Origin of the sequence: Rathayibacter sp. AY1B7, assembly GCF_002932735.1 — a bacterium.
Taxonomy (GTDB): domain Bacteria; phylum Actinomycetota; class Actinomycetes; order Actinomycetales; family Microbacteriaceae; genus Rathayibacter.
In genome coordinates, this window is the sequence record NZ_PSWK01000008.1 from 80,370 (window position 1) to 95,104 (window position 14,735).

Below are 14,735 nucleotides of genomic sequence, written 5' to 3' on the forward strand. Positions count from 1 at the left end.
CCGCTCCCCTCGCCGATGCCCCTTCAGCGTAGGGCGGACCGCCGACAGCGCCGCGGCGGCGGGGCCGCTCACCCGGGTGCCCGCTCCCAGTCCCCGTCCTCGGAACGGCGGACGTGTCCGTCGGCGAGGAGCGCACCCAGCGCCGACAGTGCCGAATCGAGCGATTCCCCGGAGAGCCCGGCGACGGTTGCGGCGTCACAGCCTCCTTCGGATTCGACGACGGCCAGGACTCGCGCCTCAGCCGCGGTCAGCGCTCGGCACGATCCGTCGGCGTCGCCGACAGCGAGCAGTTCGAGCACATCCGCCGGCGAGGTGACGCAGGTCGCCGCGTACTCGCGGAGGAGCCGGTGGCAGCCGGCGGAGGAGGCACTGGTGACCGGGCCCGGGACCGCACCGAGGGGGCGGCCCAGGGCAGCCGCGTGGCCGGCGGTGTTGAGGGATCCGGAGCGGGCGCCGGCCTCGACGACGACGGTGCCCACGGTGGAGGCGGCGATGAGGCGGTTGCGCTGCAGGAATCGCCAGCGGGTGGGCGTGGTGCCCGGCGGGACCTCCGTCGCGACGGCGCAGCCGGGGGTGGCGATGATGCGGTGGAGGAGGTCGGCGTGAGCCGTCGGGTAGAGGCGGTCCGCTCCCCCGGCGAGGAAGGCGACCGTCCGGCCTCCGGAGCCGAGGGCGGCGCGGTGGGCGACCGCGTCGATCCCGAAGGCACCGCCCGAGACGACGGAGACGCCTCGCGCCGCGACGCCCGCGGCGAGCTCGGCGGCGACGTGCTCGCCGTAGCCGGTGGCAGCGCGGGCGCCGACGAGGGCGAGGCGGTGCGTCGGATCGAAGGCGGCGGGATCACCGCGCAGCCAGAGCAGGAGTGGCGCGTGCGGCCCGAGGTCGTCGAGCGATTCGGGCCACACGGGAGCCCCGGGCAGGAGCAGCCGGGCGCCGAGTCGCTCGGCGATCTCGAGCCGGCGGAACAGCAGCCTGCGGTCCAGGCGCGGTCGCCAGCGCGCCAGCCCCGACTGCAGGGCGGCGACCTCGGAGTCGAGGGGCGCGAGTGCCGCGCCTCCTGCGTCGGAGGGAGCGCGATGCGGGGGCGCGAGGATCTCCTCCGCGGACGACGAGGACACGACGTGGGCGAAGGCCTCGGCCGCGCCGACCCTCTCGATGAGGAGGGCGGCGACGGAGTCGCCGGGCTCGGTCAGCGAATTCCAGCCGCATCGGGCTGCAGCGTCGACGAGCGCGCTCCGAGCACAGCCGGACTCGCCCGAAGGCTCGCCGTCGGCAGCCGAGTCCTGATCGGCTGAACCGCTCGGCAGCAGTCGACGAACGGCGTCGAGCTCCGCGGCGTCGAAGAGCGCGTCGGGCCGGATCACGCGGCACCCCCGCGGAGGACGAGCGCGCGCGCGAGGTGGGCGGCACTCGGCCGGTCGGCCGCGTCGAGGTCCGCGAGCGTCCAGGCCAGGCGCAGGACCCGGTCGTAGCCGCGCATGGTCACCAGACCTCGCTCCAGAGCCCGGTCGAGCGTGCGGGACTCGGCACTGGTCGGGCGCACCGCGTCCGAGCGCAGCCAGGCGCCGGAGACCTCCGAGTTGAGCGTCCACGGAGTGGAGGCGAGGCGAGCCGCTGCGAGGGACCGCGCCGCGGCGACACGGGCGCGGGCCTGCGCCGTCGACATTCCGGACGCGTCTCGACGTGCGGCCAGCTGAGCCGCGCTGATGCGGCGGACAGTCAGGCGGATGTCGACGCGGTCGAGCAGCGGTCCGCTGAGCCGCGCGAGATAGCGGCGGCGGACCGAGGGAGCGCAGGTGCAGGTCTCTCCGGGGATGCCGAAGCGGCCGCACGGGCACGGGTTCGCCGCGAGGACGAGCTGCACCCGCGCGGGGAACTCGGCGACGGCGTTCGCGCGGTGGATGCGGATCACGCCGGATTCGAGCGGCTGGCGCAACGCATCGAGGGCGACGGACGAGAACTCGGGGGCCTCGTCGAGGAACAGCACTCCCCGGGTGGCGCGGGCGACCGCGCCGGGCCGGATGCGGCCGCTGCCCCCGCCGACGATCGCTGCGGACGAGGCGGAGTGGTGCGGACTCTCGAACGGCGGTCTGCGCACCAGCGCGCCACCGGTCGGCGCTCCGACGAGCGAGCGCATGCAGGTGGCCTCGAGCGCTGCATCGTCGTCGAGGTCGGGGAGGATGCCCGGCAAGCGCGAGGCGAGCATCGTCTTCCCGGCGCCGGGAGGCCCGAGCAGGAACACGTGGTGCCCGCCCGCCGCCGCGACGACCATCGCCTCGGCCGCCTCCTCGTTCCCCACCACGTCGGAGAGGTCGAGGCGGGCCTCCGGCTCGGACACCGTCTCAGACGGCGGCGCGGCCTCGGGGAGCACCGGCACTTCCCACTCGGCTCCGTGCCAGACGGCGGCCGCCGCCAGCGAGGAGACCGCGATCACCTCGACGCCGTCGACCAGCTCCGCCTCGAGCCGGTCCTCGACGGGGACCATCACGCGGCGCCTGCCCTCGCGGGCGGCCGCGAGCACCGCGGGCAGCACGCCCGGGACGGAGCGCAGCCGGCCGTCCAGGCCGAGCTCCCCGATGTGGACGACCGCGGCGACCGACTCCGCATCGACCTCGCGGAGCGACGCGAGCGCGGCCAGCCCGATGGCGAGATCGAAGGCGGAGCCGTGCTTGGGCATCGCGGCCGGCGAGAGGTTCACGGTGATCTTGTACTCGGCGATGGTGCTGCCGGAGTTGATCGCCGCCGAGCGCACCCGCTCCTTCGCCTGCGCGAGCGCGGCGTCGGGCAGGCCGATGATCACCATGCCAGGGGTGCCGTCGGCCGAGTGCGCCTCCACCCCGACCACGGCTCCCGCGAAGCCGACGAGACCGACCGCCGAGGTCCTTCCCAGGCCCATCAGGCCACCGCCCGCAGGTGCCGGATCTGCGACGGGACTCCCCCGGGCGCGACGATGCCGACCGCGTCGATCCGCAGATGCCGGGAGCGCTCGTGGTGCTCGTCGGCCCAGGCGTAGGCGAGTCGGCGCAGGCGCTGCGCCTTGGCCCGCGTGATGGCCTCGACCGGCAGTCCGAAGCGCGTCGACGAGCGCGTCTTCACCTCCACCACGACCAGTGCCGACCCGTCGCGGGCCACGATGTCGAGCTCGCCCTCGCGGACCCGCCAGTTGCGGTCGAGGATCTCGAATCCGTTGTCTCTCAGGTGCGCCGCCGCGATCTCCTCGCCGCGCCGCCCCAGTTCGTCCTTGTCCATGCGTCCTCCTGCCGGAAGCGTGCAGGAGCAGAGAGGAGCGTCGGACGGCCGGGAGGGGATCCGGGGAGAAGAGGGCCGAGGAGGCGGGTGGGGAGGGACGTCGGGCCGGGGTCTTCGGACGCCGCCGGGGGCGGCTATGCGACCAGCAGGAGGAATCCGCGTTGCCTGAAGACGAGACCCGCGGAGCCGCGGATCCGAGAGAGCTCCGGAGCGGGGTGGGGCTCCGGGCACCGGGTCTCGATGGGTCGTCGGAGGCGGCTACGCGACCAGCAAGGGGTCCGGAGCCTGCCGCGACAGCGCCCTACTCGTCGAGCGCGAGCTCCTTGGGGAGCTCGAACTCCTTGCGGGAGAGCTCCTCGACGTTGACGTCCTTGAAGGTCAGCACGCGCACCGACTTCACGAAGCGGTCGGAGCGGTAGACGTCCCAGACCCACACGTCGCGCATGGTCAGCTCGAAGTAGAAGTCGTGCTCGGTGTCGCGGCGGACCAGGTCGACCTCGTTCGCCAGGTAGAACCGGCGCTCGGTCTCGACGACGTACGAGAACTGCGAGACGACGTCGCGGTACTCCCGGTACAGTGCCAGCTCGACCTCGCGGTCGTAGTCCTCGAATTCGTCCTCATCCATCGTTGGACAATCCTACGCCGAGCCGACGGGCCCGAGCGCCGGGAGCGGCTCCTCGACGCTCTCCCGCGACTTCGACAGCCAGGTCACCCGGTGCAGCGGGGACGGGCCGACCCGCTCGATGCCCGCCCAGTGCGCGGCGCTGCCGTAGCCCTTGTTGCTGTCCCAGGCGTAGTCGGCGAAGTCGTCGTGGTGGCGCACCATCTGACCGTCCCGGCCCACCTTCGCGAGCACGGAGGCGGCGGAGACGGCGGCGCAGTCGCGGTCGGCCTTCACGCGGGTGATGATCGTCAACTCGGCCGCCCACTCACTCAGCGCGGGCGTCAGCCAGTCGTGAGCGCCGTCGAGGAGGACGACGGCGGTGGCGAGGTCGACGCCCTGGTCGGCGAGGCGCTCGATGCCCCTCGATGCGGCGCGGCCGAGGCCGGCGATGATCCCGGTCTCGTCGATCTCGTCCGCCGAGGACTCGCCGATCGCCCAGGCCGAGACCCACTTCGCCACCCCCGGCAGGAGCGCCTCGCGGCGGGCGGGAGCGAGCATCTTGGAGTCGCGGAGCCCCTCGGGGAAGCGCCCGCAGCGGCTGCCGATCGACACGACGCCGACCGAGACCGGACCGGCGATCGCGCCGCGGCCGACCTCGTCGCAGCCGATGACCGTCTCGTAGCCCTGCCGGAAGAGGCGCCGCTCCTGGGTCAGCGTCGGCTCGGCGACGACCACCTAGCCCTGCCCGCTCTGCGCGTCGTCCGAGCCCTCCTCGGAGGCCTCGGTGTCGACTCCGCGGAACACCGACGGGTAGTCGTCGAGCCACGCCCACTGCTGCACGGGCCAGGTGACGAGGATCGCGCGCCCCACGACGTTGTCGATCGGCACGAAGCCGCCGCCCGGCTTGTCGGTGTTGTAGCGGGAGTCGGCGGAGTTGTAGCGGTTGTCGCCCATCACCCAGAGCGAGCCCTCGGGCACGACGACGTCGAAGGGGGTGGCCGAGACGGCCTGCACCCCGTCCGGCAGCTTCACGTAGGGCTCGTCGATCGGGTTGCCGTTGATCTCGACCTGGCCGAGCGGTGTGCAGCAGGTCACGTGGTCGCCCGGCAGGCCGATGACGCGCTTGATGAGGTGGTCGTTGCTGTCGGGAGCGGTGAGGCCGACGAGCGCGAGGGCGGAGTCGACCGCGGCCTGGAACGGCGGCACGGAGGGCTCGGAGCTCGGCGAGAGCCATCCGCCGGGATCGCGGAAGACGACGACGTCGCCCCGCGAGATCGGCACGACTCCGGGCACGAGCTCGTTCACGAGGATCCGGTCGTTCTCGACGAGCGTCTGTTCCATGGAGGAGGAGGGGATGTAGAACGAGCGGATCAGGAAGGTCTTCACGAGGAAGGAGACGAGCACCGCGACCACGAAGATGATCAGCACGTCGCGGAGGAAGAGCAGGACACCCCGGCGCTTGCGCGGGCGCTTCTCGGACGGATCCGCCGAGTGGCGGGCGTGGTCCTCGCCTCCGGGGAGGCGGACCGGGGCCGTGCTGTCTGTCATCGCTCGCCGTCGCCCCTACTGTGCATCACCGGGTGGACTCCCCGGACGGATCGCCCCCGAGAAAGGGAGGAACCCCGGTCCATCATAGGTGGACCGGGATTCCCGAGAAGTCGTGCGGATGCCGCTCAGGCGTCGCGCTTCTCCTTGATCTTGGCCTTCTTGCCGCGCAGGTTGCGCAGGTAGTAGAGCTTCGCGCGACGGACGTCACCGCGGGTGACGACCTCGATGTGGTCGATGACCGGCGAGTGCACGGGGAACGTGCGCTCGACGCCGACCTGGAAGCTCACCTTGCGGACGGTGAAGGTCTCGCGGACGCCCTCGTTGGAGCGGCCGATGACGACGCCCTGGAAGACCTGGATGCGCGAGCGGGAGCCCTCGACGATGTTGACGTGGACCTTGACGGTGTCGCCGGCGCGGAAGTCCGGGACATCGCTGCGGAGGGACGCCGCATCGACGGAATCGAGGATGTGCATGCTGTATCGCTCTCCGTGCCCGCCACAGGTCGAACACCGTTTCGTTGATGGAAGTCGGTCGTGCCCACGTCGTCGCGGCTCCCCTGTGGCAGAGCCTGCGCGAGGCACAAGCGCTCATTCTGCCATGCCGCGCCGATCCGAGTCAAAGCAGGGACGTTAGGAGGGCAGAGTGATGAGGAGGGCAGAGTGATGAGGAGGGCAGAGTCATGAGGAGGGCAGAGTCATGAGGAGGGCAGAGTCGTCAGGAGGGCAGAGCCGTCAGGAGGGCAGGGGCGCCCTGAGGCCAGAGCCGCGCAGAGGGCGGATCCGTCGAGAGGGCCGAGCCGTGGAACAGGGCGGGGCCTCGCAGTGGGACAGCGCCTCGCGGGACGCCCGACCCCTCAGAGGACGATGGTCTGCCCGTCCTGCGGGCGCTCCGGATCGAAGCCCTCGCCGGCGACCGGGCGGTGAGCGCCCTCGGCCTGCACGGACGCCGCCTCCGAGAAGGCGAGGAGAGTGGCCCTCGCGTCGGCGAGGAACCGCCACCCCGAGTGCCAGAAGGCCGCCACTCCGAGGACCACCGAGAGCAGGCCCAGCGCCCAGGCGCCGGGCGGGAAGAAGCCGAAGGCGATCAGGGAGAGGTGCCAGGCGCCGACCACGGCCACGTCGCCCCACGCGGGAGTGCGCGTGGGCCGAACGGTCACCCGGAATGCGACGATCGCGGCCACAGCCGCCAGCGCGACCGCCAGAATGGGGAGGGCGATCACCAGGCCGAGCACGGTCCAGCCGCTCGATCCTCCGAAGACCCCGTAGCCGAGGAGGATCCACAAGGGCAGCACGATCGCCGCCGGGAACTGCCAGGAACCGAATGCCCGTCGCGTGCGCATGCACCGACCGTACCCACCACCGCTGAGCGACGGCTCAGCGGACCCCGAGAGGATCAGGATGATCGAGCTACGCACCCCCGCCGAGATCGAGGAGATGCGTCCCGCCGGCCGCTTCGTCGGCGAGGTACTGAAGGCCACCTCCGCTGCCGCCGCGGTCGGCGTGAACCTGCTGGAGCTCGACCGGCTCGCCCACGACATGATCCGCGCGGCCGGCGCCGAGTCCTGCTACATCGACTACCACCCCTCCTTCGGCGCGAGCCCCTTCGGCAAGGTCATCTGCACCTCCGTCAACGACGCGGTGCTGCACGGCCTGCCCTTCGACTACCGGCTGAAGGACGGCGACCTGCTCACCCTCGACTTCGCCGCCTCCGTGAACGGCTGGGTCGCCGACTCGGCCATCAGCGTCGTGGTCGGGACGCCGCGCGAGGAGGACCTCGCCCTCATCGACACCACCACACGCGCGCTCGAGGCCGGCATCGCCGCCGCGCAGCCCGGGAAGAAGATCGGCGACATCTCCGCGGCCATCGCGGCCGTCGCACACGCCGAGGGCCTGTCCATCAACACCGACTTCGGCGGCCACGGCGTCGGCCGCACGATGCACGGCGATCCGCACATCCCCAACGACGGACGCGCCGGCCGCGGCTACCCGCTCCGCCCGGGCCTCGTCGTCGCGATCGAGCCGTGGTTCCTGCAGACGACCGACGAGATCTACACGGACAAGGACGGCTGGACCCTCCGCAGCCGCGACGGCTCGCGCGGCGCCCACATGGAGCACACGATCGCCATCACCGAGACGGGGAACATCGTCCTCTCCGCGCGGGACTGACTAAAGATGGACAGTACCGCTATCGGATAGCGATACTGTCCACGTGCGAATCTCGGAGCTCAGCCGCAGCAGCGGCGTCAGCCTGCCCACGATCAAGTACTACATCCGGGAGGGGCTGCTGCCGCCGGGCGACGCCGCCGGCCCCCAGCGGGCGGAGTACGGGGACGCCCATGTCGCCCGCCTGACGCTGCTCCGGGCGCTCATCGAGAGCGGCGGCGTCGGCATCGCCGGCGCGAAGCGGATCACGGCCGCGCTCGACGCGGGCGTCGGTCCGACAGCAGCGTTCGAGGTGGCGCAGGACGTGGTCTCCGTGAGCACCGACTCGACCGCGTCCGCCACCGAGGCGTCGACGCGGCGGATCGCCGAGGCCGCGGGCTCCGACCACTGCGGCCACCCTGCCGTCGCGACGGCGGCACGGGCGCTCGACGCGCTCGAGCTCTCCACCGGACCGATGAGCGCCGGCTGGCTCGAGGCCTACGCCCGCGCCGCCGCCCTCGTCGCCTCCGCCGACCTCGACGAACTGCAGGCCCGTGAGAGCGTGAGCGAGCAGGCTGCCGTCGCCGCCGTCGGCACCGCGCTCGGAGACGTGGTGCTGCAGTCGCTCCGGCGCGTCGCCCAGGCGCGCGAGACGCAGAGCCGCTTCGGCTCGACGGAGGTGCCCCGATGAGCGCCGCGACCGAGACGCCCGCGCGCACGGCCTCAGCTGCTCCGCACCGGCCGCTCCTGGTGCTCGCTGGCGCGATGGCGGTCGGCGCCCTCCTCTGCGCGATCGCGCTGGTCGTCGATCCCCGCGAGCTCGGCGGACAGCCGCTCTGGGGCAAGCCGCTGAAGTTCTGCCTCTCGATCGCGCTGTACGCCGTGACGCTCGCCTGGCTGATCGGGCTCGTGCCCCGCCGGCGCCGCCTCGCCCGAGCGCTGGGCACGGTCGCGGCGGTCGGTCTGGCGGTCGAGATGGTCGTGATCGGAGGCGCCGCCCTGGTCGGCGAGCGCAGCCACTTCGACGTCTCCACTCCCCTGCACGCCGCGCTCTGGGCCTCGATGGCCGTCTCGATCATGGTGGTCTGGCTGGCGACGCTGGTCCTCGCCGCCCTCCTAGCGCGGGTGCCGCTCGGCGACCCTGCGCTGACGCTCGCCGTCCGCGCCGGACTCGTGATCGGGCTCGTCGGGATGGCCCTCGCGTTCCTGATGACGGGGCCCTCGCCCGGCCAGATCAGCGACTACCAGGGCGTCGTCGGTGCGCACGCCGTCGGAGTCGCGGACGGCGGACCCAGCCTCCCCCTCCTGGGCTGGAGCACCACGGGGGGCGATCTGCGCATCCCGCACTTCGTCGGGATGCACGCTCTGCAGGGGCTCCCGCTGCTCGCGCTGCTGCTCGGACGGCTGGCAGCCCGGATCCCCGTCCTTCGCCCCGGATCCACCCGGCTGCGGCTCGTCGCCCTGGCCTCGGCGGGCTGGGCGGCCGCGGTGGCCCTCACCTGCTGGCAGGCGCTGCGCGGACAGGCGCTGACCGCACCGGACGCGCTGACCCTCGCCGTCGCTACTGTGGCCGTGATCGCCCTCGCCGGAGGGACGATCCTCACCCTCGCACGAACGGAGGCCCGCGCATGAGCAGGCTGCACCGCGGCTGGACGCCGCTCGGGATCGTCTACCTCGTCCTCGCCCTCGCCGGGCTGATCGGGACCTGGACCTGGAACGTGAGGGCGATGCAGGAGGGCGCGGACGTCCTCGCCGGCCTCGCCGCGGGCGGGCCGTGGGTGTCGTCGTTCTCGACCGACCTGCTGGTCGTCGCGATCGCGGCCGTCGCCTTCATGGTGGTGGAGGGCCGCCGGATCGGGATGCGCCGCGTGTGGATCCTGGTGCTGCTCGCGCCGCTGGTCGCCCTCGCGTTCGCGTTCCCCCTCTTCCTCGCCCTCCGCGACCGGCACCTGGCCCTCGCGGCCCGGTGACCGTGCGGCGCGGGGCTAGGGAAGCAGTTCGGGGCGGACGCGGCGCGTGCGCTCGACGCTCTGCTCGTGGCGCCAGGCGGCGATCGCCCCGTGGTTGCCGCTGAGGAGCACCGGAGGGACGTCGAGGCCGCGCCAGGAGGCCGGCTTGGTGTAGCTCGGGTACTCGAGCAGCCCGTCGGAGTGGCTCTCCTCGACCAGGCTCGCCGGATTGCCGACCACGCCCGGGACCAGGCGTCCGACGGCCTCGATCATCGCCATCACGGCGACCTCTCCTCCGTTGAGGACGTAGTCGCCGAGGCTGATCAGCCGGACCCGCGCGCGCTCGGCGGTGTGGTCCACGACGCGCTGGTCGATGCCCTCGTAGCGGCCGCAGCCGAAGACGAGGGTGGACTCCTCCGCGAGCTCGCGGGCGGTCGCCTGGGTGAACAGCTCGCCCGCGGGCGACGGGAAGATCACGACGGGGTCGTCCGCGCCGTCGAGGATCGTGTCGAGCGCCTCGCCCCACGGCTCCGGTCGCATCACCATGCCGGCGCCGCCGCCGTAGGGCGTGTCGTCGACGGTGCGGTGGCGGTCGTGGGTGAAGTCGCGCAGGTCGTGCACGCCGAGCTCGATCAGCCCGCTCTGCCGCGCACGGCCGAGCAGGCTGATGTCGAGCACGCCGAAGAACTCCGGGAAGATCGTGACGATGTCGATCCTCACGACCGGGGCTCCTCCTCGGAGGCGGCGTCGGAGGCGGCCGAGGTCTCGTCGTCGGCGGGCTCCTCGAGAGCGGCGTCCGCGTCAGCGGACGCGTCCGGCTCGTCGGCGTCCGCAGGCGCGCTCAGCGCCGGGTCCGCCAGGTCGACGCCGCTGAGGTCGACCGTGGCGGGCTCCTCCTCGGGAGCCTCCTCGAACAGGCCGATCGGAGGCGTGACCGTGACGATCCCGGCCGCGGCGTCGACGGAGGGGACGATCGCGTTCACGAACGGCACCATCACCTCGCCGGAGGGGGTGCCGACGATGAGCAGGTCCTGCGCGGGGAAGTGGTCGACGCGGCGGACGGTGCCGACCTCGACGCCGTCGCGGACGACCTTCATGCCGACCAGCTGGTAGTCGTACCAGGAGTCGTCCTCGCCCGGCTGGGTCTGCACCTCCTCGTCGATCCAGAGGATCGCCTTCAGGAGGGTCTCAGCGGCGTTGCGGTCGTCGACGCCTCGGAAGAATGCGACGGGGTGGCTGTTGTACCAGCGCAGCTCGACGAGCTCGAGCTTCTTGCCGTGCCACTCGGAGGTGCGCGGGACCTGCAGCGTGAACGTGGATCCGGGGGTGAAGCGCTTGTCGGGCTCGTCCGTGTAGAGCTCGAGCTTGATGGCGCCCTTGAGCCCGTGTGCCTTGGTGAGTCGGGCGACGCGGAGCTGCGTCGTGCCCGGTCCGGTGACCGACACCTCTACTTGTCGGTGTCGACGACGTCGACGCGCACGCGGCGCCCGTCGGCGAGCGCGGCGACGAGAGTGCGGACGGCCTTGGCGGTGCGACCGGAGCGTCCGATCACGCGGCCGAGGTCCTCGGGGTGCACGCGCACCTCGAGGACCTCTCCGCGCGGGGAGCTCGTGGCCACGACACTGACCTCATCGGGGTTCTCGACGATCCCCTTGACGAGGTGTTCGACGGCGGGAGCGAGCACTGACTACGCCTCGGTGGAGGTCTCGTCGGCGGTGTCCTCGACCGGGGCGGCCTTGGCCGGAGCCTCGGACTTCGGCTTGAGGACGGGCTTCTTCTTCGCGTCGACGACGAACGGAGCCTTGGGCTCCTTCACCTGGACGGTGCTGACGGCGTCGGCGTCGCCCTTGAAGCGGCCCCAGTCGCCGGTCAGCTTGAGGATCGCGGCGACCTGCTCGGTCGGCTGCGCGCCGACTCCGAGCCAGTACTGCGCGCGCTCCGAGTCGACCTGGATGAACGAGGGCTGCTCGGTCGGGTGGTACTTGCCGATCTCCTCGATCACGCGGCCGTCGCGCTTGGTGCGCGAGTCGGCGACGACGATGCGGTAGTAGGGCGCCCGGATCTTGCCGAGGCGCTTCAGACGAATCTTGACAGCCACAATTCTCCTGTGTGGTCGTTGACCGGTGTCCGGTCGATGATGGATGAACTGAGCCGTGAGCGTGGGGGCACACCCGGCGGAAGCTCGAGGGGGTTTCGTCGGCGGTGAGTAGAGGGTCGACCGCCTCGGACCCGACGGATCATTCTGCCAGAAAAACCGCCCCGGTGCGGGCCCGGCACGCCGCCGACCAGCGGCACCCTCGCGGGAGCGGGCCGCGCGGGACCCGGAAGGCCTCCGCCGGGGCTCGGCGTCCGCCCCGGCCGCAGGTGGCAGGATGGCGAGGCGCGTCCCGATCGGCGGACGCCCGGATCCGATGAGGACCACGCCATGGAGATCAGCTTCGCCGCATCAGACCGCTCCACGCTCGGGATCGAGTGGGAGGTCGCGATCGTCGACCGGCAGACGGGCGATCTCGCCAACGTCGCCGATGTGGTGCTGGAGGCGCTCCGCAGCGACGACGGCGCCCCGCACCCGCACATCACCGGCGAGCTCCTGCGCAACACGGTCGAGCTGGTCTCCGGCGTGCACACCTCCGTCCGCGACGCGGTCGCCGACCTGCAGGATCAGCTGCGGCAGGTGCGCGAGATCACCGACCCCATGGGACTCGACCTCGTGTGCTCGGGCACGCACCCGTTCGCGCAGTGGTTCGACCAGGCCATCACGGACAAGGAGCGGTACCACCGCCTCATCGACCGGACCCAGTGGTGGGGCCGGAACATGATGATCTGGGGCATCCACGTGCACGTCGGCGTCGAGCACCGCGACAAGGTGCTGCCGATCCTCAACTCCCTGCTCGACTACTACCCGCACCTGCAGGCGCTCTCGGCGTCGAGCCCGTTCTGGGGCGGAGTCGACACGGGCTACGCCTCGAACCGCGCGCTGATGTTCCAGCAGCTGCCGACGGCGGGCCTGCCTCCGCAGTTCGGTGCCTGGGTGAACTACGAGGAGTACGTCGACGACATGATGCGCACCGGCGTCATCGACGACCACACGGAGGTCCGCTGGGACATCCGCCCCTCGCCGCAGTGGGGCACCCTCGAGATGCGCGCGTGCGACGGCCTCTCCTCCGCGGAGGAGATCGGAGCGGTCGCCGCGCTGATCCAGTGCCTCGTCGAGCACCTCTCGTCGCGGCTGGACGCGGGCGAGGACCTTCCGACGATGCAGCCCTGGTACGTGCGCGAGAACAAGTGGCGCGCGGCCCGCTACGGACTCGACGCCGAGATCATCCTCGACGCCGCCGGAGCGGAGCGGCTAGTCACCGACGACATCCGCGACCTGCTCGTCACCCTCGCGCCGGTCGCCGAGCGTCTCGACTGCGTGAAGGAGCTCGGCGACGTCGAGCTGATCCTGGTCGCGGGAGCGAGCTATCAGCGCCAGCTGCGGACGGCCGCGGCGAACGACGGCGACCTGAAGGCGGTGGTCCGGGCGCTCGCGGGCGAGCTGCGAGACGGGCTCCGGGATCCCCGCTCATGACGCGTCCCGTCCTCCTCGCCGCAGCCGCGATCGGCGCACTGGCCCTCGGTCTCGCCGGCTGCTCGTCCTCGACGACGACCGGCCCGGCGACCGCGTCCCCCGCCGGCACCGCCACTCCCCTCCCGACCGTCACCGCCGATCCGCTGCCGCTCTCGATCGGCGGCTCTCTTCCCGTCGGCTCCAGGGTGACGATCGTCGGCGACAGCATCGTGCGCGGTCTGACGGTCGACCCGGAGCAGGCCTGGCCCGCTCTCGTCGGCGACGACCTCGGCTGGGAGGTCACGAACCTGGGCTGCGACGGCGGCGGGTTCATCGAGCCGGGTGACTGCGGCGTCGCGATCGGCGACCGCGCGGAGGAGATCGCCGACACCCGGCCCGATGCGATCGTGCTGATCGCCAGCAGCAACGACCTGGGCTGGGATCCGGAGGACGTGGACGCCGCGATCGGGCCGGCGGTGGATGCGATCGTGTCCGCCTCGCCCTCGGCCCGGCTCATCGCGCTCGACTCGGTCTGGGGCCCCGACCCGCGCCCCTCCGATCTCGACGAGTACGACGCGGCGCTGGTCGAGGCCGTGACGGCCGCCGGCGGCGGTGCGCTCGAGTACCCGGACCCCCTCCGCGAGGACGGGCTGCTCGGCGAGGACGGCGTGCATCCCACCGTCGAGGGCCAGCGCGCCCTGGCTGACGCGTTCGAGGTGGCGGCCGAGAAGTCCGGCCTCGCCCGGGCGGTGCCGACGGGACAGAAGGCGACGGACGCGCCGGCGGCCTGACTCCGACGCGGGGCGCCGTCGTGACGGCGCCCCGCCGGGTCAGCGCGCGGTGCTGTTCCGGCCGTCGCGCCAGCCGAGCAGGTCGCGCACGGGCGCGAGGTCGATTTCCGGACCGGTGATGCCGAGCGTGAACAGGCGGGCGCCCAGGTCGTACTGCTGGTCGAGCACGTCGAAGGAGGCGTCGCCGACACCGCCGCGCACGCTCGCGCCGGTCGAGATCTCGATCGCGGCCGGGTCGCGGTCGACGCGGCCGCACCACTCCGAGAGCACACCGAGCTTGCGCTCGAGCGTCGGGACGTCCGAGAAGCTGTGCCAGATGTCGGCGTGCTCGGCGACGATCCGCAGCGTCTTCTTCTCGCCGCCGCCGCCGATCATCACCGGAATGTCGCGGGTGGGCGCCGGGTTGAGCATCGACCACCGGCTGCGGATGCGCGGCATCGCCTCGGAGAGCTCGTCGAGGCGGGAGCCGGGAGTGCCGAACTCGTAGCCGTACTCCTCGTAGTCGCGCTCGAACCAGCCCGAGCCGATACCGAAGATCAGACGGCCCTCGGCGCCCTTGGCGCTGATGTGGTCGACCGTGCGCGCCATGTCGGCGAGGAGGTCGGGGTTCCGGTAGCTGTTGCAGGTGACCAGCGGGCCGAACTCGATGCGGCTGGTCTGCTCGGCCCAGGCCGCGAGCATGCTCCAGCCCTCGAAGTGCAGGCCGTTCGGCTCTCCCGAGAGCGGGAAGAAGTGGTCCCAGTTGAAGGCGATGTCGACGCCGAGGTCCTCGAGCTCGGCGAGCGTGTCGCGGATGACCTCGTAGGGGACGTGCTGCGGTGCGATCTGGACGCCGATGCGGACGGGGCGCGCGTGTGCGGTTGTCATGCCCTCACGCTAGCGAGCGGTGCGCCTCCCGGGGAT

The 14,735-nt window shown here is 72.3% G+C and carries 19 protein-coding genes; 6 read left to right on the top strand and 13 right to left on the bottom strand.

Features of this window, described 5'->3' with window-relative positions:
* Positions 1–68 precede the first annotated feature (68 nt).
* The 8 genes from dprA to C5C95_RS06570 all read right to left on the bottom strand — a co-directional run bounded on the left by dprA (position 69) and on the right by C5C95_RS06570 (position 6,740).
* Positions 69–1,364, bottom strand: a complete 1,296-nt coding sequence (gene dprA, locus C5C95_RS06535; protein WP_258072633.1) for a DNA-processing protein DprA — start codon at positions 1,362–1,364, stop codon at positions 69–71.
* Complete coding sequence (locus tag C5C95_RS06540; RefSeq protein WP_104324084.1) at positions 1,361–2,896, bottom strand: YifB family Mg chelatase-like AAA ATPase; 1,536 nt, start codon at positions 2,894–2,896, stop codon at positions 1,361–1,363. The genes dprA and C5C95_RS06540 overlap by 4 nt, the downstream gene beginning before the upstream one ends.
* On the bottom strand, positions 2,896–3,249 hold the full coding sequence (locus tag C5C95_RS06545) for a YraN family protein (RefSeq protein WP_104223901.1): 354 nt from the start codon (positions 3,247–3,249) through the stop codon (positions 2,896–2,898). Before C5C95_RS06545 ends, C5C95_RS06540 begins: the two co-directional genes overlap by 1 nt.
* A gap of 301 nt (positions 3,250–3,550) precedes the next feature.
* Complete coding sequence (locus C5C95_RS06550; RefSeq protein ID WP_055792576.1) at positions 3,551–3,874, bottom strand: DUF2469 domain-containing protein; 324 nt, start codon at positions 3,872–3,874, stop codon at positions 3,551–3,553.
* 12 nt (positions 3,875–3,886) lie between these two features.
* Positions 3,887–4,588, bottom strand: coding sequence for a ribonuclease HII (locus tag C5C95_RS06555; protein WP_104324085.1), 702 nt, complete (start codon positions 4,586–4,588; stop codon positions 3,887–3,889).
* Positions 4,589–5,401: a signal peptidase I gene (gene lepB, locus C5C95_RS06560; protein WP_104250528.1), complete on the bottom strand. Its 813-nt coding sequence runs from the start codon at positions 5,399–5,401 to the stop codon at positions 4,589–4,591.
* A gap of 125 nt (positions 5,402–5,526) precedes the next feature.
* Positions 5,527–5,874 carry a 50S ribosomal protein L19 gene (gene rplS / locus C5C95_RS06565; protein ID WP_104223904.1) on the bottom strand — a complete coding sequence of 116 codons (348 nt, stop codon included), beginning with the start codon at positions 5,872–5,874 and terminating at the stop codon, positions 5,527–5,529.
* Between the two features lie 380 nt (positions 5,875–6,254).
* The gene (locus tag C5C95_RS06570) at positions 6,255–6,740 is read right to left on the bottom strand and encodes a hypothetical protein (protein ID WP_104247628.1); all 486 of its coding nucleotides are present in this window, start codon (positions 6,738–6,740) and stop codon (positions 6,255–6,257) included.
* 58 nt (positions 6,741–6,798) lie between these two features.
* On the opposite strand from C5C95_RS06570, the gene map reads away from it, so the two are divergent.
* From map to C5C95_RS06590, 4 genes are read left to right on the top strand one after another with little or no spacing between them, the layout of a single operon-like run.
* Entirely contained in the window at positions 6,799–7,566 is a 768-nt protein-coding gene (gene map, locus C5C95_RS06575; protein WP_104267274.1) for a type I methionyl aminopeptidase, read from the top strand.
* A gap of 43 nt (positions 7,567–7,609) precedes the next feature.
* Positions 7,610–8,233 (top strand): MerR family transcriptional regulator, encoded by a 624-nt coding sequence (locus C5C95_RS06580; RefSeq protein ID WP_104262841.1) that lies wholly within the window; start codon positions 7,610–7,612, stop codon positions 8,231–8,233.
* On the top strand, positions 8,230–9,174 hold the full coding sequence (locus C5C95_RS06585; protein ID WP_104267275.1) for a hypothetical protein: 945 nt from the start codon (positions 8,230–8,232) through the stop codon (positions 9,172–9,174). The genes C5C95_RS06580 and C5C95_RS06585 overlap by 4 nt, the downstream gene beginning before the upstream one ends.
* Positions 9,171–9,512: a DUF2834 domain-containing protein gene (locus C5C95_RS06590; protein ID WP_104250523.1), complete on the top strand. Its 342-nt coding sequence runs from the start codon at positions 9,171–9,173 to the stop codon at positions 9,510–9,512. Before C5C95_RS06585 ends, C5C95_RS06590 begins: the two co-directional genes overlap by 4 nt.
* 15 nt (positions 9,513–9,527) lie before the next feature.
* On the opposite strand, the gene trmD is transcribed toward C5C95_RS06590, so the two are convergent.
* Genes trmD through rpsP form a run of 4 tightly spaced genes read right to left on the bottom strand, consistent with a single transcriptional unit; the run spans position 9,528 to position 11,589 of the window.
* Positions 9,528–10,211 (bottom strand): tRNA (guanosine(37)-N1)-methyltransferase TrmD, encoded by a 684-nt coding sequence (trmD, locus tag C5C95_RS06595; RefSeq protein ID WP_104226875.1) that lies wholly within the window; start codon positions 10,209–10,211, stop codon positions 9,528–9,530.
* A complete protein-coding gene (gene rimM / locus C5C95_RS06600; protein WP_104324086.1) occupies positions 10,208–10,936 on the bottom strand; it encodes a ribosome maturation factor RimM in 729 nt (242 codons plus the stop codon). Before rimM ends, trmD begins: the two co-directional genes overlap by 4 nt.
* A 2-nt stretch (positions 10,937–10,938) precedes the next feature.
* A complete protein-coding gene (locus C5C95_RS06605; RefSeq protein ID WP_068210678.1) occupies positions 10,939–11,175 on the bottom strand; it encodes an RNA-binding protein in 237 nt (78 codons plus the stop codon).
* A 3-nt stretch (positions 11,176–11,178) separates the two neighbouring features.
* Positions 11,179–11,589: a 30S ribosomal protein S16 gene (gene rpsP / locus C5C95_RS06610; protein WP_104223912.1), complete on the bottom strand. Its 411-nt coding sequence runs from the start codon at positions 11,587–11,589 to the stop codon at positions 11,179–11,181.
* 327 nt (positions 11,590–11,916) lie between these two features.
* Here rpsP and C5C95_RS06615 point away from each other — a divergent pair, with 327 nt between their 5' ends.
* The gene (locus tag C5C95_RS06615; RefSeq protein WP_104324087.1) at positions 11,917–13,062 is read left to right on the top strand and encodes a glutamate--cysteine ligase; all 1,146 of its coding nucleotides are present in this window, start codon (positions 11,917–11,919) and stop codon (positions 13,060–13,062) included.
* Complete coding sequence (locus tag C5C95_RS06620) at positions 13,059–13,832, top strand: SGNH/GDSL hydrolase family protein (protein ID WP_104324088.1); 774 nt, start codon at positions 13,059–13,061, stop codon at positions 13,830–13,832. Before C5C95_RS06615 ends, C5C95_RS06620 begins: the two co-directional genes overlap by 4 nt.
* Positions 13,833–13,871: 39 nt before the next feature.
* Here C5C95_RS06620 and C5C95_RS06625 read toward each other — a convergent pair whose 3' ends face one another.
* Positions 13,872–14,699, bottom strand: coding sequence for an LLM class F420-dependent oxidoreductase (locus C5C95_RS06625; RefSeq protein WP_104324089.1), 828 nt, complete (start codon positions 14,697–14,699; stop codon positions 13,872–13,874).
* Positions 14,700–14,735: the final 36 nt, after the last annotated feature.

What these genes read in the sequence shown, in the direction of transcription:
- C5C95_RS06590 (WP_104250523.1), top strand. Translation starts at nt 9,171, where the DNA reads ATGAGCAGGCTGCACCGCGGCTGGACGCCGCTCGGGATCGTCTACCTC.
- C5C95_RS06545 (WP_104223901.1), bottom strand. Translation starts at nt 3,249, where the DNA reads ATGGACAAGGACGAACTGGGGCGGCGCGGCGAGGAGATCGCGGCGGCG.
- C5C95_RS06625 (WP_104324089.1), bottom strand. Translation starts at nt 14,699, where the DNA reads ATGACAACCGCACACGCGCGCCCCGTCCGCATCGGCGTCCAGATCGCA.
- C5C95_RS06620 (WP_104324088.1), top strand. Translation starts at nt 13,059, where the DNA reads ATGACGCGTCCCGTCCTCCTCGCCGCAGCCGCGATCGGCGCACTGGCC.
- map (WP_104267274.1), top strand. Translation starts at nt 6,799, where the DNA reads ATGATCGAGCTACGCACCCCCGCCGAGATCGAGGAGATGCGTCCCGCC.
- C5C95_RS06615 (WP_104324087.1), top strand. Translation starts at nt 11,917, where the DNA reads ATGGAGATCAGCTTCGCCGCATCAGACCGCTCCACGCTCGGGATCGAG.
- C5C95_RS06540 (WP_104324084.1), bottom strand. Translation starts at nt 2,896, where the DNA reads ATGGGCCTGGGAAGGACCTCGGCGGTCGGTCTCGTCGGCTTCGCGGGA.
- C5C95_RS06550 (WP_055792576.1), bottom strand. Translation starts at nt 3,874, where the DNA reads ATGGATGAGGACGAATTCGAGGACTACGACCGCGAGGTCGAGCTGGCA.
- lepB (WP_104250528.1), bottom strand. Translation starts at nt 5,401, where the DNA reads ATGACAGACAGCACGGCCCCGGTCCGCCTCCCCGGAGGCGAGGACCAC.
- rplS (WP_104223904.1), bottom strand. Translation starts at nt 5,874, where the DNA reads ATGCACATCCTCGATTCCGTCGATGCGGCGTCCCTCCGCAGCGATGTC.
- C5C95_RS06570 (WP_104247628.1), bottom strand. Translation starts at nt 6,740, where the DNA reads ATGCGCACGCGACGGGCATTCGGTTCCTGGCAGTTCCCGGCGGCGATC.
- C5C95_RS06585 (WP_104267275.1), top strand. Translation starts at nt 8,230, where the DNA reads ATGAGCGCCGCGACCGAGACGCCCGCGCGCACGGCCTCAGCTGCTCCG.